This window comes from Bifidobacterium [indicum] DSM 20214 = LMG 11587 (assembly GCF_000706765.1).
Classification (GTDB): Bacteria; Actinomycetota; Actinomycetes; order Actinomycetales; family Bifidobacteriaceae; genus Bombiscardovia; species Bombiscardovia coryneformis.
Genome location: NZ_CP006018.1, coordinates 611,606 through 634,409, shown reverse-complemented (window position 1 = coordinate 634,409; position 22,804 = coordinate 611,606). Strand labels below are relative to the sequence as shown.

At 61.3% G+C, this 22,804-nt stretch carries 25 protein-coding genes; 11 read left to right on the top strand and 14 right to left on the bottom strand.

Going from position 1 to position 22,804, the window contains the following annotated elements; genetic code table 11:
- Positions 1-25: 25 nt before the first annotated feature.
- From BINDI_RS02345 to msrB, 10 genes are all read right to left on the bottom strand, one after another.
- Positions 26-1,447 (bottom strand): sensor histidine kinase, encoded by a 1,422-nt coding sequence (locus BINDI_RS02345; protein WP_158332584.1) that lies wholly within the window; start codon positions 1,445-1,447, stop codon positions 26-28.
- Positions 1,438-2,097, bottom strand: coding sequence for a response regulator transcription factor (locus tag BINDI_RS02340; protein ID WP_033490796.1), 660 nt, complete (start codon positions 2,095-2,097; stop codon positions 1,438-1,440). The genes BINDI_RS02345 and BINDI_RS02340 overlap by 10 nt, the downstream gene beginning before the upstream one ends.
- Before the next feature lie 124 nt (positions 2,098-2,221).
- Positions 2,222-2,998, bottom strand: a complete 777-nt coding sequence (locus BINDI_RS02335; protein WP_033489867.1) for a lantibiotic immunity ABC transporter MutG family permease subunit — start codon at positions 2,996-2,998, stop codon at positions 2,222-2,224.
- Positions 2,998-3,759 carry a lantibiotic immunity ABC transporter MutE/EpiE family permease subunit gene (locus BINDI_RS02330; RefSeq protein ID WP_033489865.1) on the bottom strand — a complete coding sequence of 254 codons (762 nt, stop codon included), beginning with the start codon at positions 3,757-3,759 and terminating at the stop codon, positions 2,998-3,000. The genes BINDI_RS02335 and BINDI_RS02330 overlap by 1 nt, the downstream gene beginning before the upstream one ends.
- A complete protein-coding gene (locus BINDI_RS02325; protein ID WP_033489863.1) occupies positions 3,756-4,478 on the bottom strand; it encodes a lantibiotic protection ABC transporter ATP-binding protein in 723 nt (240 codons plus the stop codon). The genes BINDI_RS02330 and BINDI_RS02325 overlap by 4 nt, the downstream gene beginning before the upstream one ends.
- 259 nt (positions 4,479-4,737) lie before the next feature.
- Complete coding sequence (rplT, locus tag BINDI_RS02320; protein WP_033489862.1) at positions 4,738-5,121, bottom strand: 50S ribosomal protein L20; 384 nt, start codon at positions 5,119-5,121, stop codon at positions 4,738-4,740.
- 49 nt (positions 5,122-5,170) lie between these two features.
- Positions 5,171-5,365, bottom strand: a complete 195-nt coding sequence (rpmI, locus tag BINDI_RS02315; protein WP_033489861.1) for a 50S ribosomal protein L35 — start codon at positions 5,363-5,365, stop codon at positions 5,171-5,173.
- Positions 5,346-6,107, bottom strand: a complete 762-nt coding sequence (gene infC, locus BINDI_RS02310) for a translation initiation factor IF-3 (RefSeq protein WP_081830758.1) — start codon at positions 6,105-6,107, stop codon at positions 5,346-5,348. Before infC ends, rpmI begins: the two co-directional genes overlap by 20 nt.
- 311 nt (positions 6,108-6,418) lie before the next feature.
- Positions 6,419-8,308 carry an asparagine synthase (glutamine-hydrolyzing) gene (gene asnB, locus BINDI_RS02305; protein WP_033489858.1) on the bottom strand — a complete coding sequence of 630 codons (1,890 nt, stop codon included), beginning with the start codon at positions 8,306-8,308 and terminating at the stop codon, positions 6,419-6,421.
- Positions 8,309-8,442: 134 nt separating this feature from the next.
- Positions 8,443-9,513 (bottom strand): peptide-methionine (R)-S-oxide reductase MsrB, encoded by a 1,071-nt coding sequence (gene msrB, locus BINDI_RS02300; RefSeq protein WP_033490795.1) that lies wholly within the window; start codon positions 9,511-9,513, stop codon positions 8,443-8,445.
- A gap of 250 nt (positions 9,514-9,763) precedes the next feature.
- On the opposite strand from msrB, the gene BINDI_RS02295 reads away from it, so the two are divergent.
- The 5 genes from BINDI_RS02295 to gap all read left to right on the top strand — a co-directional run bounded on the left by BINDI_RS02295 (position 9,764) and on the right by gap (position 13,553).
- Positions 9,764-10,486: an AzlC family ABC transporter permease gene (locus BINDI_RS02295; RefSeq protein WP_237742964.1), complete on the top strand. Its 723-nt coding sequence runs from the start codon at positions 9,764-9,766 to the stop codon at positions 10,484-10,486.
- The gene (locus tag BINDI_RS02290) at positions 10,483-10,842 is read left to right on the top strand and encodes a branched-chain amino acid transporter permease (protein WP_033489856.1); all 360 of its coding nucleotides are present in this window, start codon (positions 10,483-10,485) and stop codon (positions 10,840-10,842) included. Before BINDI_RS02295 ends, BINDI_RS02290 begins: the two co-directional genes overlap by 4 nt.
- Before the next feature lie 39 nt (positions 10,843-10,881).
- On the top strand, positions 10,882-11,838 hold the full coding sequence (locus BINDI_RS07100; RefSeq protein ID WP_052108677.1) for a thiamine pyrophosphokinase: 957 nt from the start codon (positions 10,882-10,884) through the stop codon (positions 11,836-11,838).
- A 56-nt stretch (positions 11,839-11,894) separates the two neighbouring features.
- Positions 11,895-12,308 (top strand): arsenate reductase family protein, encoded by a 414-nt coding sequence (locus BINDI_RS02280; protein ID WP_052108676.1) that lies wholly within the window; start codon positions 11,895-11,897, stop codon positions 12,306-12,308.
- 189 nt (positions 12,309-12,497) lie between these two features.
- Entirely contained in the window at positions 12,498-13,553 is a 1,056-nt protein-coding gene (gap, locus tag BINDI_RS02275; protein WP_033489855.1) for a type I glyceraldehyde-3-phosphate dehydrogenase, read from the top strand.
- 83 nt (positions 13,554-13,636) lie between these two features.
- On the opposite strand, the gene BINDI_RS02270 is transcribed toward gap, so the two are convergent.
- Together BINDI_RS02270 and BINDI_RS02265 are read right to left on the bottom strand one after the other, a co-directional pair.
- Entirely contained in the window at positions 13,637-14,236 is a 600-nt protein-coding gene (locus tag BINDI_RS02270; RefSeq protein ID WP_033489854.1) for a DedA family protein, read from the bottom strand.
- A gap of 168 nt (positions 14,237-14,404) precedes the next feature.
- Positions 14,405-15,526 carry a 4-hydroxy-3-methylbut-2-enyl diphosphate reductase gene (locus BINDI_RS02265; RefSeq protein WP_052108888.1) on the bottom strand — a complete coding sequence of 374 codons (1,122 nt, stop codon included), beginning with the start codon at positions 15,524-15,526 and terminating at the stop codon, positions 14,405-14,407.
- Positions 15,527-15,827: 301 nt separating this feature from the next.
- Here BINDI_RS02265 and BINDI_RS02260 point away from each other — a divergent pair, with 301 nt between their 5' ends.
- Both BINDI_RS02260 and BINDI_RS07755 read left to right on the top strand, forming a co-directional pair.
- Entirely contained in the window at positions 15,828-16,778 is a 951-nt protein-coding gene (locus BINDI_RS02260) for an aldose 1-epimerase family protein (protein ID WP_033490791.1), read from the top strand.
- 95 nt (positions 16,779-16,873) lie between these two features.
- Positions 16,874-16,948 carry a 50S ribosomal protein bL37 gene (locus BINDI_RS07755; RefSeq protein WP_099327425.1) on the top strand — a complete coding sequence of 25 codons (75 nt, stop codon included), beginning with the start codon at positions 16,874-16,876 and terminating at the stop codon, positions 16,946-16,948.
- A 121-nt stretch (positions 16,949-17,069) separates the two neighbouring features.
- On the opposite strand, the gene BINDI_RS07425 is transcribed toward BINDI_RS07755, so the two are convergent.
- Together BINDI_RS07425 and BINDI_RS02250 are read right to left on the bottom strand one after the other, a co-directional pair.
- The gene (locus tag BINDI_RS07425; protein WP_237742963.1) at positions 17,070-17,360 is read right to left on the bottom strand and encodes a hypothetical protein; all 291 of its coding nucleotides are present in this window, start codon (positions 17,358-17,360) and stop codon (positions 17,070-17,072) included.
- Between the two features lie 49 nt (positions 17,361-17,409).
- Positions 17,410-18,045, bottom strand: coding sequence for a sigma-70 family RNA polymerase sigma factor (locus tag BINDI_RS02250; protein ID WP_033489853.1), 636 nt, complete (start codon positions 18,043-18,045; stop codon positions 17,410-17,412).
- 173 nt (positions 18,046-18,218) lie between these two features.
- Between BINDI_RS02250 and BINDI_RS02245 the strand changes: the two genes are divergently transcribed.
- The 4 genes from BINDI_RS02245 to BINDI_RS02230 all read left to right on the top strand — a co-directional run bounded on the left by BINDI_RS02245 (position 18,219) and on the right by BINDI_RS02230 (position 22,784).
- Positions 18,219-18,974 (top strand): exonuclease domain-containing protein, encoded by a 756-nt coding sequence (locus BINDI_RS02245; RefSeq protein ID WP_033489852.1) that lies wholly within the window; start codon positions 18,219-18,221, stop codon positions 18,972-18,974.
- A gap of 166 nt (positions 18,975-19,140) precedes the next feature.
- Complete coding sequence (locus BINDI_RS02240) at positions 19,141-20,745, top strand: UDP-N-acetylmuramoyl-L-alanyl-D-glutamate--2,6-diaminopimelate ligase (protein WP_033489851.1); 1,605 nt, start codon at positions 19,141-19,143, stop codon at positions 20,743-20,745.
- A 75-nt stretch (positions 20,746-20,820) separates the two neighbouring features.
- On the top strand, positions 20,821-22,065 hold the full coding sequence (locus tag BINDI_RS02235; protein ID WP_033489850.1) for a carboxylate--amine ligase: 1,245 nt from the start codon (positions 20,821-20,823) through the stop codon (positions 22,063-22,065).
- The gene (locus BINDI_RS02230; protein ID WP_033489849.1) at positions 22,062-22,784 is read left to right on the top strand and encodes an aspartate/glutamate racemase family protein; all 723 of its coding nucleotides are present in this window, start codon (positions 22,062-22,064) and stop codon (positions 22,782-22,784) included. The genes BINDI_RS02235 and BINDI_RS02230 overlap by 4 nt, the downstream gene beginning before the upstream one ends.
- Positions 22,785-22,804 lie beyond the last annotated feature (20 nt).

The following is a 22,804-nucleotide window of genomic DNA, read 5'->3' as shown; positions in this document are numbered from 1 at the left end:
GTGCTGGCTGGTCATAGGCGGTATTCTATCCCCTCCGACCTTCCGTCCGGAATGTCAGGACGACCTTGGCCCCACCCAAATCGGCCGAGCTCCCCAGGCTGATATCGCCACCCTGCTCACGGGCATCACGTTTGGCCACGCTCAGCCCCAGTCCGAAGTGATGCCCCGACCTGCTGGGGTCACCCATATACGACTGCTCGGTGGCCCGCTCGAGATCCTGCCGAGTGAATCCCGGGCCGCTGTCCTCCACCGTGAATACCAGGCGACCGGGTTGTTTCGTCATCTGCCGGTCGGGAACATCAAGCTCGACCCCGATCCGGATACGCCCCTGGTCGGGGGTGTGCTCAACGGCGTTGACCAGGACGTTGCCCAGGGCCTGCACGGTCAGGTCGGCATCGAGATTCACCTCGTCCGCTGTGAACTCCCCGACTTCAAGATCGATGGACTTGTCGAGGACCTGGCCCCTGACCATATCGATGACCGCGTTTACGAGTACCGACAGGTCGCAGTATCTTCGCTCGGGTCCGGCCTCCGGTGTGCTGAGGGAGGATTGAATCAGGGCCGAGGTCAGCTCCTCCATCCTCTTCTCCTCCGAAGCGAGCCTGTTCAGGTATTCCGCCTGGTCCACATCCAGGTCAGTCTCCCCCAGGAGGTCCGCCCAGCCTGCGATGCCCGTGAGGGGGGTCTTGAGATCATGGGCCAGGGCGGCCGTCCTCTGCCTGCTCTCCTCCTGGGTCCTCCACTCACTTTCCAGGGAGGAGCGAAGGTTGGTCTTCATCACGTCCACGGACCCCAGCACCTGGTCGAATTCGCGAACGGTGGATGATCCTACGGCGAAGTCCAGGTTCCCGGCTCCGATGTAATCCACGGCCCGGCTCAGGGGGGCCACCCCCCGGCGCAGATACCTCCCCAGAAGAAGGATGCCTACGACAGCGACCAGGATGACGTTTACGGCCATGCAACCGTTCAGAACGGTCTCAGGCGAGGGCAGCGCACGATTCAAGCCGTCCTCGGCATAACGGGCGCCCATCTGATAGGAAATGACCACGTACCCCTTCTCCTGTGGAATCATGACGAAGCTCCCCGCCGCCTTCATGCCACTCGCCGATATGAGGTCCAGGATCCTTGAACGGGTCCGGGCATCCATATTCGAGGATTGCACCTTGAGGCGGGAATCAAGGACCATGTATGCACTGCAGGAGGGCAAATCACTTGGGCGGAAGGTGGTGTCCCCCATCAGGGTCATGGCATATTCCCCAACGGACTCCTCGCATGAGTTCGCCGGCAGGATGAGTCCCGTATTCACGCCGACCGCCAGCCCAAGGATGGGAAGCCCAAGACCGAGGGCTTCCGCAGCCGTGAACATGACCAGAAACCACCCCAGAATCGTATTCAGTTTTCTTCCGTGGCCGCGTTGAGGGACTGCGCCGGGATTCTTCACACCCACAGGTAACCCACCCCCCATCTGGTATGAATCGGAGCCATTCCTACCTCCTGAAACTTGGCCCTGATGTTGCCTATATGGGTGGCTACGGCCGCAGCCTCCCCACGCGGATCAAGGCCGGATACCTCCCGGTGTATCTGCTCCTTGGAATAGACATGCCCACGGTTGACGGCCAGGAACTCGCAGATGGCGTACTCGGTCGGTGTCAGGTTCATGGCACGGTCCCCGCAGGTGAGTTCCTTGGCAGACATGTCGAAACGGAACTCACCCAGGGTCAGCACCTGCGAGCGCGCCCGACCTTCCCGGCGCAGGTGCGCATCGACCCTGGCGCGCAGCTCATCCAGGTGGAAGGGTTTGGTCAGATAGTCATCCGCACCGAGGCCGAGGCCGCGAACCACATCCGCCTGGTCCGTCCTGGCGGTCAGGAAGATGATGGGAACCCCGGTGGCCTCACGGAGCCTACGGACCAGCTCGAATCCATCCATACCGGGCATCATGATGTCCAGGAGGACCAGGTCGAAGTAGTCCAGGTGAAGCATATCCACCTTCCGCGGGTCACTGACTGTGGAAACCTGGTGCCCCTCCTTGCCCAGTCCGATGCGGATGATGTCCAGGATGGATTCCTCATCATCCACCGCGAGAATCCTGGCCATGACAACCTCCTTACAGAACCCGGCCGCGCAGACCGCCTGACCTGCCTCAATGCCAGACATGCATCACGTTGCGCCATATTCCTTTGGCTCGGTCACGTATTGCGGTAAGTCTCCGTCCATCTTCTCATTCGTTCCGCTCATGGCCGGGCCGACAGGCCGACACCCAGATCATCGCCAAGACCCAGGAGGCACATGTCAGCAGGATGCCCATCCCCCATCCCAGGTTCTGCTGGATGTTATAGGCCGCAAAGGCCGTCTGATCCGTGCCACCGGTCTGAGCAGCCTGGACCAGGGCTGCAACCCCCACGGGGAGTCGTGAAGGCAGGGCGGGGAGCAGAAGCCACCATATGCCGTCACCCAACCCGGTCTGAAGCAGGAAACCCATAAGACTGCCGAACACCCCGAGCAGGATGCAGACATGACGCCCCCACGCCATGGCAACCACCATGGTCAGGGGAATCAATGCCGCCCCACCGAGAACGAGTCCCAGCAATATCAACAGCCACGAATCCTTCCCCATCGGGTTCTGTCCGAGGAGGTCCATACCCAGAGCAAAAAGACAGACTGCAACCGCACAGACCAAGGCGTAGAGGAGTTCGAGATACGTCAGGATTCCGGCAAGGGCCAAGCGCCGAGAGGGCAATCCCAGAAGGGCCGCATAGTTGCCGGCCCTGAACTCCCTCTCGGATATGAAACCGCAGACCAGTCCCACAACCAGGGGCAGGATTCCTCCTATTACCTGCAGGTATCCCGTCACCTTGTACCAGGGCTCATAGGGGGTCACGGCAAAGTAGGCGAGGAAGAGGAGCACACCAACAAGCGTGATTACGAGAAGGATGGGGGTGAACCACGAGTGCCGTTGACGGATCGCCTCCGCTCTGATTGACCCGATCAGACTCATCAGACCGTCTCCCTCTTGGAGAACCACCGAGAACCAAGCACGGTCAGGACCAGGAAGAGGCTCACTGAGATGACCAGGGACAGGGCCGATTGCACACCGAAGACCCCGAGGGGACTCTCCGCCCGCATGGGCAGCCCATTGGGCAGGACCCCCAGCACTGGTGCGGTTGTGGTCAGTGAGGATGCAGATGGCACCAGCCACCAGATCGGGCTATCCCAGGCCATGCTACCTACATACTCCAAGAAGAAAGGCAGGGCCATGCCGAAAATCGGCCCTACCGCGGCTGTACCCAGCAGGCCCAGAGGGATCAACCAGGCGGACGTGGCCAGATTGAGCATGAAAGCCGCAAAACCTGCCTGAAGAGGGGTACCCCCCAGACCCAGCATCCCAGGCAGTACGGAGGCAAGCAGGAACACGACCAGATTGGATACCACACTCCACAGGAGAACCACCGCCGTCTTTGCAAGGAAGGCCAGACCAGGATCCCGCGGAAGCAGGAGAAGGGAACGAAGACGCTGCCGGGTGTCCTCCCCCATTACCGTGACAGCCAGGAGGGCAAGAAGGGCAGGCTGGAGAATGGAGCCCCACCAGTTCCATATCTCACTGACCATAACCTCGGTTCCCGGACCTGCGGGCATGAGGAGGCTTAGAAGAAACGCAAGAACCAGGTCAAGAACCGGCATGCCCAACCCCAACCAGGGCAGGGCTGAGTGACGGCTTTTCAGCAGCTCGGCTCGGATTGCAGCCCCAAGCACCCTCATCGTGCACCTGCCTCTGCGGATACGCGCCGGCATTCCCGCATGAACAGCTCCTCCAGATCAACGGAGTGGTCCAGACTGTGCTCATAGACCAATCGACCCTGGGCTATGATGCCGATGTGATCCGCCACCTGGGATATCTCGCTGAGGATATGGCTGGAAACGATGACCGTGGTGCCTTCGGCGGCCAGGGTGCGAATAAGGGCGCGGAGATCCTCGATACCCATGGGGTCCAGACCGTTGGTGGGTTCATCCAGGATGAGCAGCTCCGGATCCGACAGGAGGGACAGGGCGATGCCCAGCCGCTGCTTCATCCCCATGGAGAAACGACCTGCCTGCTTGTTTCCCGTGTCGACGAGACCAACGGTCCGCAAGGCCCGGTCCATGGTGGAGGGGTCCAATCCAAGAAGGGTGGCCCTGACCCGGAGATTCTCCCTGGCGGTCAGGTTGGGATAGAGCGGCGGACTCTCAATCAGAGCACCGATTCGGTAGAGGTCCTCCCTGGTCCAGGGGTGTCCTTGGAAAAGGATACTGCCCTGGCTGGGGCGGAGCATGCCCGTCAGCATCTTCAATGTTGTGGACTTGCCGGCGCCGTTGGGGCCAAGCAGACCGTATATATCCCCCCGTCCGACATGCATATCGATCCGATCGACCGCCTTTCTGCGGTTATGCCCCCGACCGAACCATCTGGTCAGCCCCCTGGTTTCGATGACATAGGTCATGATTCATCCTTCCTCGACTCCTATCGGACAAGGATGGATCAGAGATTTCAAGAATTCATCAAGATAGGCGAGCTGTATCCCATCGACCGAGATACGACGGCACGATTCTGAACTCAAAAGGCATCGACACAGGCTTCAAGGCTCCGGAAAGGCCATCGCCAGATATGAAAGAACCCCGCCGTAGCGGGGTTCTACAAGAATGCAGTCACAGGCACCAAGTCAGCCGATGACTCGGCGACGGCACCCGGAGAGACCGGACTCAGGCCTCGACGGGGGCATTCACGTCGGCGGGCAGGGCCTTCTTGGCCTCGTCCACAATGGCATTGAAGGTATCGATGTCATTGACGACCAGGTCGGCCAGTGCGCGGCGGTCCAGCTCGATGCCAGCCAGGCGCAGGCCCTGGATGAAGCGGTTGTAGGTGATGCCCTGAGCGCGGCATCCGGCGTTGATGCGCTGGATCCACAGCTTGCGGAAGTCACCCTTACGGGCCTTGCGGTCGCGGTAGTTGTAATTGAATGAGTGGAGCAGCTGCTCCTTGGCCTTGCGGTAGAGGCGTGAACGCTGACCGCGGTAGCCGGAAGCCCGCTCAAGGACGACCCTGCGCTTCTTGTGCGCGTTGACTGCCCGCTTGACTCGTGCCATAGATATTCCTCAGCTTTCTAAAAATCTAGTTCAATGACCAACGGCCCGCTCAGCGGCCCAGCATCTTCTTCATGTTCTTGGACTGGCTCGGAGCAAGCACCTGATCGGTGGAGAGGTGGCGGCGCTTCTTGGCCGACTTGTGCTCCAGATTGTGGCGCATACCGGACCCGGCGGCCATCAGCTTGCCCGTGCCGGTGACCCGGACTCGCTTGGACGCGGCAGAGTTACTTTTCATCTTCGGCATTGCTGCCCTCCTTGGATTTCATCTTCTTCGGGGAAGTAGTGGTTGACTTGGGAGCCTTGGGAGCGGGAGCGGCGTCGATCTTCTCGACGGCCTGCTCGGCCTCGTCCTCGGCCTGCTTCCTGGCTTGGGTCTCATCGGACTTGGCGGCCAGACGTGCCGCCTGCCTCGCCTGACGCTCAGCCCTGGCCTGGCCGCCCCTGCGGCGCTGCTCGGACTGGGTGTGGACCTTCTTGCCCTTGGGGGCCAAGGTCATGATGATGTTACGACCCTCCTGCTTGGGGGCGAACTCGATGGAGCCCAGATCAGCGACATCATCGGCCAGCTTGCGGAGGAGTTCCACGCCACCGATGGGCCTGGACTGCTCCCTGCCACGCAGCATGATCGTGACCTTGACCTTGTCTCCGGCGGACAGGAAGCGGCGTACGTGCCCCTCCTTGACCTCGAAATCATGGTCGTCGATCTTGAGACGGAAACGAATCTCCTTGATCTCCGATGTGCTCTGATTGCGACGGGCCTCACGGGCCTTGATCTTCTCGTTGTACTTGAACTTGCCGTAATCAATGAGCTTGGCGACCGGAGGTTTGGCCTGGGCTGCCACCTCGACCAGGTCCAGGTTCGCCTCCTTGGCCAGATTGAGTGCGACCGAGGTTGCGATAATCCCGACCTGTTCGCCGTTCGGGCCGATCAGGCGTACCTGAGATGCTCGTATCTCGTCGTTAATCCTTGGTTCGTCGCTAATGATGACTCCTTTTCAAATTCACACAACACCCACTGCAGGCGGACAACCATCAGGAACCGCAAGCGACGAATTCACAGCATGAGCCGGCGGAATCCTCCATCCGGAGGGAAAACCGCATTACTCCTCGTGGTCAGGCATCCAATATCACGGAGCCGAACCCACAATGTGAACCCGAAGCCATGGGAGGCTCCCAGGTGGGATTATCCACTTTCTTGATTTCTCAAGCCAAAGGACACTATACCACAGAACCGGAGACATGCCCACGGGAACGGGCCGCAGCAAAACACCCGCAGCCCGCTGGTCCGTGCAGGGAGCTAGTCCGCCAGGTCGAGAAGCTCCGGCTTGGTGCCGTCGTGGATGAAGTAGTCGTCGTACCAGGTCAGGAAGGAGTAGATGGTCCAGATCTTGCGCCGGGCATCGTTCCTGCCGGCATAGTTGTCGTCAATCATCTGCAGGAGGGCCTCCTGGTCGAAGAACTCCCCCACGTAATCCCGCTCGAAGACCGAACGGACCAGACGATAGTACTTTTCCCGGCGAAGCCAATCCTTGATGGGGACCGGGAAGCCCAGCTTCTCGCGGTCGGACCACTCCCGCGGTATATGCCGGTCAGCGGCCTTGCGGAAGGCGAACTTGGTGTTCTCGTCCGTAATCAGATACCTGGTGGGAACCTTCTCGGCCACATCCATGAGGCGCGTGTCGAGGAGCGGCACACGCAACTCCAGGGAATGGGCCATGGTCATCTTGTCGGCCTTGAGGAGGATGTCACCGGGCATCCACTGATGCATGTCCAGATACTGCTTTTTCTTGAGCTCGGACAGGTTCCGCCCTCGGAGACGGGCATAGGTCCGGTCCACGATCTGCTTGACCGAAGGCGCCTTGCGGTACTCGGGCCGAAGGATGCGCCCGGCCTCGTCCTCCTCGAAGACCTTGGCCTGGCCGATGAAGTTCTCCTCGGCCGGAGCCAGGTTGGCATAGAGATGCCAGGCCCCGGGGAAACGCTTCCCCTTGGCCCAGCGCCCTATGGCGTAGCGGGCCTTGCGGGGCAGGTGCCCCAGAATCCGGGTGGCCACCTTGATGACCTTGTACCGGGTGTGCACCCCGTAGTCCACATAACCCGCGAAGAGCTCATCGGCCCCCTCCCCGCTCAGGACCACACGCAGATCGCGGCTGGCCAGCTCCGAGAGGAAGAAGAGGGGCACACAGGAGGGGTTGGAGTCCGGCTCGTCCAGATACCACTGGATCTGCGGGAAATACTGGAAGGCCTGGTCGCCGTCCAAAGATTCGGTGGTGTTGTTGAGCTTGAGGAGGGAGGCCAGTTCCCCCGCCTGGTCGGACTCGTTATAGGTGCCCTTGCCGAAGCCGATCGAATAAGTGTGCTCCGGGCGGGCAACCGCGGCGACATAGCTGGAATCCACTCCGGAGGAAAGGAAGGACCCCACCTCCACATCGGCGACCTGGTGGGCCTTGACGGAATCCTCCACGGTCTTGTCGATCGAGTCGACCAGGTCGGCCAGATTCTGGTCGCTCTCACCAAAGGCCGGATCATAGTACTGGTGAATGTCCATCTTCCCGTCCCGGTAGGTGAACCAGTGGCCTTCGGGCAGTTTGAATACGCCCTTGAAGAAGGTCTCGGGCAGGGCCGGGTACTGGAAGGTCAGGTAGGGCCGCAGCGCTTCCTTGTTGAGTTCCTTATGGAAATCGGGATGCTGGATGAGGCTCTTGATCTCCGAACCATACATGAAGGTGCCGTTCATGATGGCGTAATAGAAGGGCTTGATGCCGAAGTGGTCACGGGCCCCGAAGAGTTCCTTGCGGTTGCTGTCCCAGATGACGAAGCCGAACATGCCGCGAAGGCGGGTCAGCACGTCTTTGCCCCACTCCTCGTACCCATGCAGGATGACCTCGGTGTCGGAGTCGGTGGTGAAGGTGTGCCCCTTCTCGATCAGGACCTCGCGCAGCATACGGTAGTTGTAGATCTCACCGTTGAAGGTGATGGCCATGCTGGAGTCCTCGTTGAAGATGGGCTGGTCACCGCCCTGGAGGTCGATGATGCTCAGCCTGCGGAAACCCAGGGCCACCTGCTCGTTGACGAAGTGCCCCTCCTGATCAGGACCTCGATGGGCGATGATATCCGTCATCCGCTTCAGGACGGCCGTCTTCTCCTCGATTGGGGCATCAGAGACGAACCCGGCTATTCCGCACATTGGCAGCACTCCTTATAGATTCAGACCAGCAATCAACGATAGCAAAGGCATGTGTCTGAACTGTGCCCGCGCGGAACCATCGGGCGCGGGCACAGTCATGACGGTCGGGGGTTCAGACCCGGCCACGACGGGATTCAGTCGGCCCGCCCACCGGCCTGGCCATCCACCAGGGGCAGATAGTCCCCGTAGCCTTGGGCCTCCATCTCATCCCTGGGCACGAATCGAAGGGCTGCGGAATTCATGCAGTAGCGGCGACCGCCCCGGTCCGCCGGACCGTCGTCGAAAACGTGCCCCAGGTGGATGCCCGACCGGGCCGTCCTGACCTCGATCCGGGGTCTGCCCAGGAGTTTGAAATCCTTCCGGTTGACCAGGAGGTCAGGGTCGATGGGTTTGGAGAAGGCCGGCCACCCGCAGCCCGAATCATACTTGTCCGCCGAGGTGAAGAGCGGCTGACCATCGACCACATCCACATATATCCCCGGGCGGAACTCCGCATCGTACTTGTTTGTGAAGGGCGCCTCCGTGGCAGCGTGCTGGGTCACCTCGTAGCTCTCCTGATCCAGGGCCCAGATCCGTTCGATGTACCGCTGCCGCTTGGGGGCTGCCGCGATGGCATCCAGGGGGATGTGGCAGTACCCGTCAGGATGCTTGATCAGATAATCCTGGTGGGATTCCTCAGCCGGGTAAAAGTTGCTCAGGGCCTCGACCTGGACCGCAGGATGCCGCCCCGTCCGCTCCTCAAGTTCGCGGATCGCCCTGCGGAAAACAGGCTCCTGTTGATCGCGCCGTCCGGCCTCCCAGTAAAGTCCACTCCGATATTGGCGACCCCGGTCATTGCCCTGTCTGTCTACGGAGAAGGGGTCAATCATATCCAGCAGGAGAAGGGTCAGGGTGCGCAAGGTGACCCTGCCCGGATCATAGGCGATCCTAACGGCCTCGACCGCATCGGTGTTGCCGGTGCAGACCTCCTCATACGAGGGGTTCTCCACCTTGGACTGGGCGTATCCAACCTGGGTATCGGTGACACCGCTCACTTCCTGAAAGAAGCGTTCCACCCCCCAGAAACACCCCCCGGCAAGGACGAGGGTTTCGGCCCCGCCAGGAGCCGCCTGCCGACCATCCGAACCCGTCGGCCCCTCGGCGACCACAGCCGGGGACTGCATCCGAGTGTGCTTCATCGTGAACATATCGCCTGCTCCTGTCATGATTCCTCGCATCGTCCACCTCATTACACTCGGTCCAACACGTGCCCGAACCGGCCTATTCCTACGTGGCCATCCATATGTTCCGCTTCTCACAGTTCCGACACCCTGCCTTGGCACCACTCCCCACTGCCGGTTACCATCGAGCCGGTATCCAAGCCATCCAGGTCCGTCTGGGCGGTTCGGAGAATCGGCGGTGGAAGCGTGGAAAGGTCGGAAAGAGACGATGAAACAGGTCAGGGAGGGCTCGGCTGTGAGCAAGGCGTTCAGGGCGGCCCTGCCGTTGACCCTGCCTATTCTGGCCGGTTTTCTCTTTCTGGGCATCTCCTACGGATTCCTGATGACCAGCAAGGGGTTCCCCATCATCTACCCCCTGGCCATGAGCGCCCTGATATTCGCCGGGTCCATGGAGTTCGTCACCGTTGAACTTCTCCTGTCGGCCTTTGACCCCCTCGGCGCCCTTGTCCTGACTCTGATGGTCAATGCCCGCCACCTCTTCTACGGGTTGGCCATGCTGCCCCGGTTCAGAGGGACGGGATGGAAGAAGCCCTACCTGATATTCGGCATGTGTGACGAGACCTTCGCCCTTATCTCCTCCAGCAAGGAACCGCCCGGAGTCGATCGAGGATGGTTCATGTTCTTCATCACCCTCCTCAACCACGCTTACTGGGTCGGTGGGGCCGTAGCCGGTGCGGTGCTGGGGAACCTGGCCCGATTCGACGCACGGGGACTTGAGTTCGTCCTGACGGCCATGTTCGCGGTCCTCTTCATCGACCAATGGATGAGGACGAAGACGCACTCCCCTGCCCTTATCGGCCTGACGGCCTCGCTGGTCTGCCTCCTGGTCTTCGGACCGGACCACTTCATCATTCCCTCCATGGTTCTTATCGTGGCGGCTTTCGCCATCGCCGACCAGACCCTTGGGAGGCACCGGAAAGACCAAGGCGACCCCGAAGAGACGGGGGCGAGCGCATGACCACCCTGCAAAGCGTCCTCACCATCGCCATCGTGGTTCTTGGCACCATGTGCACCCGGTTCCTCCCCTTCCTCATCTGGCCCGAGGGACGCAGGCCACCGGCATTCGTCATCCGCCTGGGGCAGGTGCTTCCCGCCGCAGTCATGGGGATGCTGGTGGTCTACTCCCTGCGCAACACCTCCCTGACCGGCGGAGACCACGGCATATACGAGGGGGTATCCCTCCTGGTTACGGTCCTGGTGCACTGCAGAAGGCGGAACATGATGGTCAGTATCGCCTGCGGAACCCTGACCTACATGGCCCTGGTCCAGGGTTGGATTCCCCTGGCAGCGCAGGCACTTGGCCTAGGATGGTGACCAAGCCCGGCAGGATCGGCCAAGGAAAGGCGGACAAGGATGAAGGAACCGGTTGAAGACACCTCCCCCCGTATCTGCCAGATCTGGGGGGCCGGTCAGTATTACGGCCACGAAACGGCATCCTCTGATGCCGACATCATCATCGCCGCCGACGGCGGGGCGGACGAAGCAGCCTCAAGGGGTGTCACCCCCGACCTGGTCGTGGGCGACTTCGACTCCATCACAACCGACAGGTCTGCATTTGTGGACCGCGGCGGAAACGACGGTGATTCTGCACATTCACCAGGCACGCCCGCACCGGACGAATCCCGCTCCTCGTCAACCGATTCGCCCTCGTCCATGAGACGACCTTCCTCGCAGGGTGCAGCCACCTCACCGGAATCACCGTCCCCGACCAGATACCAGCGGCTGCCGGCCGAGAAAGACGACACCGACATGCTGGCCGCAGTCAAACTGGGCTGGGAGGCCGGCTGCCGTATCTTCCGTATCTACGGTGGTCTGGGCGGACGGATGGACCACACCTTGGCCAACCTGAACATGATCTCCCTGGTGGCGGCCGCCGGAGGACGAGCCAGCCTATATGGCGACGGCATAATCGTCACCGCCATCAGCCGGGGTTTCCTCTCATTCGCCCCCTGGCGGTCCGGAGAGCGGGCCATGGTCTCGGTCCTTTCGGCCACCGATCGGTCGGAGGGCATCAACGAGCGTGGCCTGAAATACCAGGTCGAGGGAATGACCATGACCAACCTGGAACTGACCGGTGTCAGTAACGAGTTCCTTCCGAACACCCCCGCCCGGATCGGCCTGGACAGGGGAATCATCTACGTCACCTATCCGGACGCGGCCCCCATGCCAAGTTGGCACACGGACATCACCCCCGCCACATCCCTGGGCCACCTCGATACCCGACCCTCCCGCTGGCTGACCCGACCAGGACGGGACCAGGTCGAAGAGGAAACGGACCCGACCACCTCCCCGGTTCAGGGCAGCGAATGAACCCGCGCAGTGGAGGAAATGCCCGGAGGCCATGCCGAGAGAGAAAGGTCAGCATCATGTCGGATACATCCACGGAAAACCCAGTGAACAAGCCGATTTTTGTCTGCTACAAGCCCTGTTCGACCTGTGCCAAGGCGCGTACCTGGCTCAGGTCTCAAGGGATCGATTTCCTCGAACGTGACATCAAAGGAGACAATCCCACGTTCGAGGAGCTGGACACATGGCAAAGGCTGAGTGGACTGCCGGTAAAGCGGTTCTTCAACACATCCGGGCAACTCTACCGATCCATGGGACTGAGTGGGAGGTTGCCGGAAATGAGCAGGGAGGCGGCCCTGCGTCTCCTGTCCACCGATGGGATGCTGGTCAAGCGTCCTATTCTGGTCGACGGATCCACGGTGCTGGTCGGGTTCCGTCAACCACAGTGGGAGCAATGGTGGGCTGATGCGAACGAGAATCCTCACAAATCTTGAGCGGTTTGGTTGAATAATGTACAACAATTTCTAACATTGCAGGTGTTCGTTTTTGGCCCGACATTCCCCGGCCTTCCGCTTGGTTAAAGTACACACGACCCACTAAAGTATGAGATGTTATCAGTAAGTGGACGTGTACAGTCCCGAGTCACTTGTTCTGTATACGGCCGGTCTCCAAGGGAGAAATCAATGACAGTAAAGATTGGCATCAACGGCTTCGGTCGTATCGGTCGTCTGGCTTTCCGTCGCATCTTCGAGCTGCAGGCCCGTGGCGGCGACGCCTCCGAGATCGAGGTGGCAGCCATCAACGATCTGACCACCCCGTCGATTCTGGCCTACCTGCTCAAGTACGACAGCACCCAGGGCAACTTCCGTCATGACGACGGCACCCCGGTCGAGGTTTCCGCCACCGACACCGCCATCGTGGTGGACGGCAAGGAATACCCCGTGTATGCCGAGAAGGACGCCAACAACATCCCGTGGGTCAAGAACGACGGAGTGGACTACGTGCTCGAGTGCACCGGCTTCTACACCTCCGCCGAGAAGTCCCAGGCCCACCTGAACGCCGGAGCCAAGAAGGTCCTCATCTCCGCTCCCGCCAAGGACGACACCACCCCCACCGTGGTCTTCGGTGTCAACCAGGACATCCTCAAGGCTTCCGACAAGATCATCTCCGCCGGTTCCTGCACCACGGGCTCCATGGCCGCCATGGTCAAGATGCTGGATGACAACTTCGGCATCCGCATCGGCTACATGACCACCATCCACGCCTACACCGGCTCCCAGATGCTCCTGGACGGCCCCAAGGGCAGCAAGCCCCGTGGCACCCGTGCAGCCGCCATCAACACCATCGAGCACTCCACCGGTGCCGCCAAGGCCATCGGCAAGGTCGTCCCCACCGTGGACGGCAAGCTGCAGGGACATGCCCAGCGCGTGGCCGTCCCCTCCGGCTCCGTCACCGAGCTGACCACCGTCCTCAACAAGAAGGTCACCATCGACCAGATCAACGAGGTCGCCAAGAAGGCCTTCGAGGGCACCGAGTACTACGGCTACAACGATGAGGGCATCGTCTCCTCCGATGTCATCGGCGATACCCACGGCGGTATCTTCGATGCCACCCAGACCGATGTCAACACCCACGGCGATGACCAGCTGGTCCGCACCGTTGCCTTCTACGACAACGAGTACGGCTTCACCAGCAACATGATTCGCACCCTGCTCTACTTCGCCGAGCTGGGCGAGTGAGCATCATTCCGATGCGGTGAATAGTCCGGGGCCACTCCTCCAATCGGGGGGTGGCCCCTTTTTCATGCCCAGAGACCGTCTCCTCAACGAGAACGCGAAACGGTTTTCATGAGTATGTCGCAAAGAAAGCCGACCACCATACCAACCAGGAAACCCAGGGCCATCACGGTCAGGGGGTTATTGGCAAGCCAGGCGGAGGCCAGATAACCAAGTGTCCACATGTATATGCCCCAGAGGCCTCCGGCCAGGGCCGACAGGGGGATGTATCGGCTCAGCGGGTAGTGGGCCGCACCTGCGGTCAGGTTGATGATGGTACGCCCAGCAGGCACGAACCGGGAGGCCACGGTGAAGAACCCTCCCCCGCGCTCAAAAGCCCTGTGAGCCCATGAAATCACGGCCTTTCCGGCTGCACCCCGGAAGAAGACGATCTGTCGTAATGGCACCAGTCTGCCCAGCCAATAGGTGCAGACATCCCCGAGGGTGAAGGCCAGGACGCAGACCAGGATCACCCAGATGGGCAGGGGGGATCCGCCCGCCCTGAAAGCCGTGGCCGTGGCCAGCACCACCAGCTCGGTGGGAATGGGGATGATCAGGGCATCAAGGAAGGCCGCCAGGAAAAGGGACCAGAGACCCCATCCGCCGGAAACGGCGGCAAGCAGCCAGGCGTTGATTGCCTGCATCATGGGGCCACCAACCTTTCTTCCTCTTGACATCGCCCGATGGAACAGACCCAAGGATAACCTGACCTGGGGTCGTCAAGCACAGAACCGTAAGAGCGGGGAACGAGCTGAAAGGCTGAAGTGCCGGGAATCATCCACTCCCGAAAGGCACGGGCACATCGGAAACGGGAATCAGTCCCGCCGCTCCGTGGCTGAGGCGGGAGACGAAGCCCCTGTCTTCCTGTTGCCGGATGCACCCCGAGAACGCAAGGCCGAGGGCAGAACAAAGTGCATGGTCTCCTTGATGGTCTCCGCGTAGGAGACCCTCCCGTAGCCCCATCCCGCCAAGGCATCCAAGACACCCTGGACCAGGTCTTCGGGAACCGACGCGCCCGATGAGAGTCCGACCTTGGTGACCCCCCGGAACCAGGAGGGGTCCAGATCACTGGCATCATCGACCCGATGCGCCCGCCCCGGTCCGGAACCCTCGGCACCTGCATCACCGGCGGCGAACCGTTCATTGAGCACGTCCTGCGCAACTTCGACCAGCCTGACCGAATTCGAGGAGTTTGCAGACCCGACGATGACCACACAGTCGGCATGCCCGGCCACCAGCTTGACGGCATGTTGCCTGTTCTGGGTGGCATAGCAGATATCAGACCCGGGAGGCTCTTCGATCCAGGGAAAACGGCGATGAAGGGCCGCAACGATATCGGCGGTCTCATCCAGACTCAGCGTGGTCTGGGTCAGCATGACCAGCTTGGTCTCCGAGGTGAAGTCAAGCCCATCAACATCGGCCTCATGCTCGATCAGGTGAACGTGCTCCGGAGCCTCGCCCACCACGCCGATGGCCTCATCATGGCCGCGATGGCCGATATACACGATCTGGTACCCGTCACGGACGAAACGATGGACCTCCCGGTGCACTTTGCTGACCAGGGGGCAGCTTGCATCGACCACCTCCATCCCCCGCCTCCGGGCCTCGTCCTGGACCGCAGGTGCAATGCCGTGGGCCGAGAAGACCACAGGCACCCCGGCCCGGACGGCACGGTCGGGAATCTGGTCCAGCTCGTCGACGAAAACGGCCCCGCGGTCGGAAAGGTCTTCGACCACGTGACGGTTGTGCACAATCTGGCGTCTCACATAGACCGGCGGCAGGTCGGCATCATCGGCCTCCCCGTCAGGCGGAGTCCAGGCGTCCAGGATGGTCTCCACGGTCTGGATGGCCCGGTCAACTCCGGCACAGAACCCCCTGGGGTCGGCGAGGATGACCTCCCGGTCGTCCCGGAGGGCCTGGGTATCGGACTGATCCAAGACCTGCCCGACGCCGGTTGCTCTGAACCCTGACACTGAAGACTCCTTACAGAACCGCAATCACACCCTTACCCGAACCAAGGGTCGGGCAACGACTACTCCCGGGCCACACCCTGGCCGATAGGCCTGAACCGATCGCCCGGGTGCGACTTCCGGTACAAGCACATGGTAGGTGGTCCGACCCCTCCCTGCCATGCGGGGAGCCACTCTTTCACCAAGAACCCCAAGAAGGGTGTCACCAGGTAGGATTGTGAGGGAAAGTCGCAAACACTACGGAAGTGAAGCTATGCATAACAGTGAGATGGCAGGCCAGGCAATGCCGCGTACAGGTCAGCAATACTGCATTCACCATGGGGATTACTCGGCAGTGGTGACCGAGCTTGGAGCCACCCTGCGTGTACTGAGGTACCAGGACCAGGATCTGATTGCGTCCTTCGAGCCCGACGGACTTGTCCCCTGCTCCAACGGATGCGTGCTGGTCCCCTATCCCAACCGGATCGAGGACGGGGAGTACACCTTCCAGGGCAAGACCTATTCCATGCCCATCGACGAGCACGGCAGGCGGACCGCCATCCACGGTTTCGGATACCGCTATTACTGGAAGCTTGAGCGCCTCAGCGAGTCCTCGGTGACCCTGGTCTGGCGTGTACCCGACCTGGCCTCCTACCCCTTCGACGTCCTGGTCGGCGTCACGTACACCCTGGATGACCGTGGACTGACCATGACCACCACGGCCACCAACATGGGCGATGAGGCTGCACCCTGGGCCTTCGGAATCCATCCCTGGCTGGCCAACGGGGCCAACGGGAAGGGTGATGCCATTCAGGAGGACAACGGCAGGTGCTCCCTCTCCCTGCCGTGCAGGACCCATATCATCGCCAGCCCAGACCGGCTCCTCCCCCAGGGCAAGGAGCCCGTTGAGGGACGTACGGATCTCAGGGAAGGCCCAAGCCTGGAGGGACAGGCCTTCGATGATGCCTGGACCGATGTCGACCGGGCCGGTGACGGAACCTGCACGGCCGTCTTCACCCGCCCCGACGGGATCCGGATTCAGCTCTGGGGCGACGAGACCATTACGTCCTGGCAGGTCTGCACCGGCACCGGTTTCGATGCCTCCTTCCGGCCGGCCGGCGTCGCCGTGGAACCCATGACGGCCTATGCAAACGCCTTCCGCACCGGCGAGAATCTGGTGGTTCTCCAACCGGCATCGGTATATACCACCCAGATCGGGTACAGGGCGGAACGGGTCTGAACCGGCAGCCGGGACGGGTACAATCTGAGAATGGTCAAGTCGGTGTGCGATAATCGACAAGGCTTATAAGACCATCAGTAGCAAAGGAGTCCATTATGGGCATGCGCGGACGTAAGCGCAGGGATCGCCGCAAGAAGGCCGCCAACCACGGCAAGAGGCCGAACACCTGATCGTTGGCCCCGGTACCTATCGGTACCGGGGTTCTTTTTATGTGGACCCTCCCTGCATGGAAGCAACCGGACCTGTGTGGTCATCGAAGACCCACTACCACCAAGGGAGCCTCTGGATCGGCTAAATCCGACGGGCGGTGTCGCCTTCCTTCACCGGAGCATCCTCCAGTTGGTCGAACATACGGCGTAGACGGTCAATCAGGCAGGCCGGCGCAGACTGGGGACGCAGATACTCCCGCAACTCCTCGATCAGGAGACGTTCCCGCTCATCGCAACAGGTCTCCGGGTCGAAACAATCATCCACTGGTGCCATAGGGGTCTCATCGTGAATATGCAGGCTGGCGCTGGTGATGCTGACGGTCCCACGACTGTCGTCAGAGACGTACTGACTCACTTCAATGCGTCTATCCATCGCGATTCCCTGCTTCCTGAACAGTATCGGGGAACTCCATGCTCCCTGTTCAGCGGCCCCTGGTCGCTGTCCCTGACTTCATACTAGGACGGGCGGCACCTTCGCCGCCAGGTTCTGCTGAGGGCTTGCCCGGACTGGCCTTACCGGACCTGGACCCGCCAGATCCGTATCCACGCTCCTTGGCATAGCGTTCCAACTCCTGACGGAGCTGGGACCTGGCCCGGTTCAGCCGGCTCATGACCGTGCCTATCTTGATGCCCTCTTCATCCGCCACCTGCTGATAGCTCTTCCCGTCGATGGCGGCATCGATGAAGACCCGCCTGCGCTCCGGGCTGAGCCGGTCGAGGGCGGCCATGATCTCCTGGGGGGCGAAGGTCTCCAGATATTCCTGTTCCGCCGATTTGAGCCCCTCGGAGCCATGCTCCGATGCGGAGTAGATATCCCAGTCGTTGTACTCACCGGTCGAGTCATTGGCCCGCTTGGGACGGCGCTTGGCCTTGTGATACTGGTTGAAGTAGGCGTTGCGTTCAATCGTGGTCATCCATGCCTCGAAGTTGCTGCCCGGCTCGAACCTGTCGAAGGCCTTGAACCCCCGCTCGAAGGTATCCTGCACCAGGTCCTGGGCATCATCGGGGTTGTTGGTCAGTCTCATGGCCTGACGGTAGAGCACATCCACAGCCGGCATGGCGAGCTCTTCGAACCGACGCTTCCTGTCTTCGAGCTCTTGTTGATCTGCCACGCCTCCATTCTGCCATTCGGCCGACCGGTACGGGGTTACGACATGGGTACCCCTTGCAGAAACTACCCAACCGAGAAGACCCTCGGCTACCATGTTCCCTGAAGGGAAGGTTTGCAACCATGAGCACCGTTCTTACAGCCTTGCACGAAGCGCTTGACTCCGCGCCTGAACAGGATATGACGACCAGGCTTGACCAGTCCTGGCTCCTGGGTTTCGACACGGAGACCACGGGCACCAGCCCCAATCGGGACAACATCGTATCGGCCAGCCTGGTACTGCGTAACCCCCGAACAGGGTATGAGGGTGATGCCGTGGCCGAGTGGATCATCAACCCAGGCCGGCATATCAGCGAGGGAGCCAGCCGGGTCAATGGCTTCACCGACGAGTACCTGGCCGCGAACGGAAGTGAACCCGCCGAGTCGATAGAGCAGATCGCCGGGTTGATCATGACGGCCCAGAGCAAGCACATACCGCTCCTGGCCTACAATGCCCCCTTCGATGTACGTATGCTCAACGGCGACATTCGCCAATGGTGCTCAGGCAGGATGGAACCAATGCCCGAGAGGGAGCTCCTGGTGGTCGATCCGCTGGTCATCGACAGGGCCATTTCGCACCGCTCCGGGCGGCGGACCCTGACCTATACGACCGAATACTACGGGGTCGTTCCTCATGGGGATTTCCACGACGCAACCACCGACACGGTGGCCTCGGTGGATCTGATCGAGCCTATGACGACCCTTTATCCGCAGGTAGGCAGCATCACCCTGGGCAAGCTCATGGACTGGCAGCGTGATGCGCACAGAACCTGGCTGGAGCAGTTCAACGAATGGCTCGCCTCAAAGGGAAGCCGCCCGGCAATCGATACCTGGTTCTGAAACCTCCCCTCCCCCGCCCGGGGCTTTTGTCCATTCGGTCAAGGCGATGCCCCGCCAGGAGATTTCCGTCCCTTGCCGATATAGACTTGGCTTCTGGTCGCGCCCATGGCATTCCCGCCTACCGGCACAATCGACCAGATTCCCAATGGGTGAAGGGAGAGACGGCATGGCTCTGACGATGACTTCCGCACTGGATCTGCTGGGCAGGCACCACCTGCTCCGCGAGGTGATTCAGGGCGGGGACTGGTCCCTGGATGCTCCGAACCAGGACGGCGAGCCTGCCGAGTTCAAGACGCTGACCTACGACACCCGCCAGGTGGAACAGGGCAGTCTCCTCTTCTGCAAGGGGAATTTCAAGCCCGAATACCTGGACGGATGCGACCAGGCCGGGATGGCTGCCTATGTGGCCGAGACTGACCTGTCCGAACGGTGCCAGGCCCCGGGCATCATCGTTTCCGACGTGCGCAAGGCCATGAGCCTCCTGGCTGCGGCCCACTACGGATACCCGCAGGATGACCTCACCCTGGTCGGCATCACCGGAACCAAGGGGAAGACGACCACCGCCTACTTCCTCCAGAGTATGCTCAACCAGCTTTCGGGCGGACGGGCGGCCCTCCTTTCATCCGTCGACAACTGCCTGGACGGGCAGCACTACCGGGAGTCCGAACTGACGACCCCGGAGTCCCTGGACCTCTTCCGGATGATGCGGCAGGCCGTGGATGCCGGCATGCGCTACATGGTCATGGAGGTCTCCTCCCAGGCCTACAAGGTGGACAGGGTCTATGGGTTGACCTTCGACCTGGGCGCATTCCTCAACGTCTCCCCTGACCACATCAGCCCCATTGAGCATCCCACCTTCGAAGACTACCTGTTCTGCAAGCGTCAGCTCACCTACAACTCCAGGAAACTGGTCCTGGGGGCCGACTGCGCCCATGCCGACCTGATCAGGCAGGATGCGGCAGCCGCAGGCACACCGTTGACCACCTTCGGCATGGACAGAACCGAGGCGGGATCCCGGCCGCGACAGGATGCGGATTTCCTGGTCCGGCTCGGGGAACGTCACGAGGATGGCCCGGCGGACTCCTATTTGATTGGACCGGCCTCGGGTCCCATGACTGCGATCAATCCGTCCATGGACGGGGACTTCAATGCCCTGAATGCGTGTGCCGCCTTGGCCATGGTTCAGGCTCTCGGCCTGAAACCCGACCAGGAGGCCCTGAAGGCCATGGAGGAAGTCAGAATCGCCGGAAGGATGGAACACTTTGCCTCCGGCAATCGGGTGGCTTATGTGGATTACGCCCATAACCAGGCTTCGGTCAAGGCCCTCCTGGACTTCGTGGATGAGCAGTTCGGCAACCGCAACCCGGCTGTCACCCTGGTCTCCGGCTCAGCGGGCGACAAGGCCATCGACCGCCGCCAGGGAATCGTCCAGGCCGCCCAGAACAGGGTGGATCGGCTCATCATCACCGGCGACGATGAAGGCACGGAAGGAGCCGACCGCATCTGCCGGCAAATGCTGGGCTATGTGACCAATCCCGATCTGGACGTCTCGATCATCCTCGACAGGACCCAGGCCATCACCACGGCCATCCAGGAGGGGGCGGGCGACGGCACCGGGTTCCAGGTCATCCTGGTCATCGGCAAGGGCGAGGAGCGCTGGATCAAGGTTGGTCACCAGCAGATCCCCTACGAGGGCGATGACCGGATCGTGGCACGCCTCCTGGGAACCCGCAGCCATGATCTGGGTGCCACAGGCACACCCCGGGGATGAGCGGAGGGCGGGCTATATGATAGAAATCCGTACGAGTATTCCAACCGAGGTCAACACAGCAGGTGGTCCACACAGATGAAACGATTTCAGCCGGTCATTTTAGGTAGCGATATCAACGCCTACGGCATGGCCAGGGCCTTCCATGAGGCCTACGGACTGGTTTCGACCGCCTTCGCCCACTTCCAGCTGTCGCCGACCAAGTACAGCCGAATCATCGACGTCCATCTCGTAAAGGACTTCACCAAGCCCCAGGTCTTCGTCCAGGCTTTGACGGACTGGGCCAGGGAATACCTGCAGAAGCACCCCGGAACCACCCTCATCCTCCTACCCTGCGGGGATACCTACGCCAACCTTCTGGATCAGGTTGGCGCACCCCTCCGCCGGTATTTCGCGTTCAACGCCATCGATGCGGATCTGAACCGCAGGCTGAGCCTGAAATCCTCCTTCTACGACCTTTGCGAGGAATATGACCTTCCCCATCCGCTGACCAAGAGCGTGGACAAGGCCGGCGTGGAGGCCGGTGAGCATCGGAACCTCCCCTTCGACTACCCGGTGGCCATGAAGCCCGCCGACAGCGACGAGTGGCTGGGTATCGATTTCCCCGGACGCAAGAAGGCCTTCATCATCCAGGACCCGGAGGAGCTGGATACCCTGATACACCGTGCCTACCAGGCGGGGTACACCGGCAGGATGGTCATCCAGGACTTCATTCCCGGCGGCGATGAGAACATGCGGGTGCTCAACGCCTACGTGGACCAGCACCATCGGGTGCGGATGATGTTCCTGGGGCACCCGTTGCTGGAGGACCCGACCCCTGAGGCCGTGGGGAACTATGCGGCCATCATCCCCGATTACAACCAGGGCATCTTCGACCGGATCAAGACGTTCCTGGAGGATATCGGCTACTGCGGGGTGGCCAACTTCGATATGAAGTACGACCCGCGCGATGATACATACAAGCTCTTCGAAATCAACCTCCGCCAGGGACGAAGCAGCTACGTGGTGACCCTGAACGGATTCAACCTTGCCCGGTACTTCGTTGAGGACCTGGTCGAGGACTCGGCATTCGACGGCCGCACCGTCTTCGGCCGGGGACACAGGCTATGGATGGAAATCCCGCAGGACATTTTCCAGACCTACACCCAGCCGTCCAAGGACAAGGACAGTGCCCTGTCCATGATCAAGCGCGGCGACTGGGGAACCACCCTGGAGTACAGGCAGGACAGGAATCCGCTGCGCTGGCTGATGGTGCGGCATATGTTCTCCATCTACCGCAAACGCTATGCCCAGTACTTCAGGGACAAGGGAGGCCTGGCATGAGGAACTTCTTCGCCGTTCTGGGCGGCATGGGAACCATGGCCACCGAGAGCTTCGTGCGCGTTCTCGACAAGGAGACACACGCCACCCGCGATCAGGAGTTCCTGGACTATGTGGTCTTCAACCATGCCACGGTCCCGGATAGGACGGACTTCATTCTGGGGCGGAGCACGAATGACCCCTACCCCTACCTGGCCGAGGATGTGGACCAGGCCACCCGGATGGGTGCCTCCTTCATGGTCATGGCCTGCAATACGGCCCACCTGGTCCTGCCCCGCCTCCAGGACCGCACCACGGTGCCCATCCTGAACATGCCCCAGGAGACCATCGACTGGGCCGTGGAGCACTTCCCCTCCTCCACCCACCCCCGGATGGGGTACATGGGGACGGAAGGGTCCCGACATGCGGCCATCTACCACAGCCCTGCCAGCAAGGCGGGCTACGACCTGGTAGACCCGGACCAGGCCCTCCAGGACAAGGTCAACGCCCTGATCTACCAGGATGTAAAGGAGGGCAGGTTCGACCGGGACCGGTATCTGGCCGTGGTCCAGGAGTTCCTGGAACATTACCGCTGCGACACGGTATTGCTGGGCTGTACCGAGCTGTCGGCCCTGAACGAGGTTTACCCCATGCCCGACCTGCCCATCGTGGACTCTCAGGCCATCCTGGCCCTATCCACCGTGCGACGGGCCAAGGAACTCCGGGCGGAATCATCCCACTGATCGACCCTATATCCGCGTAA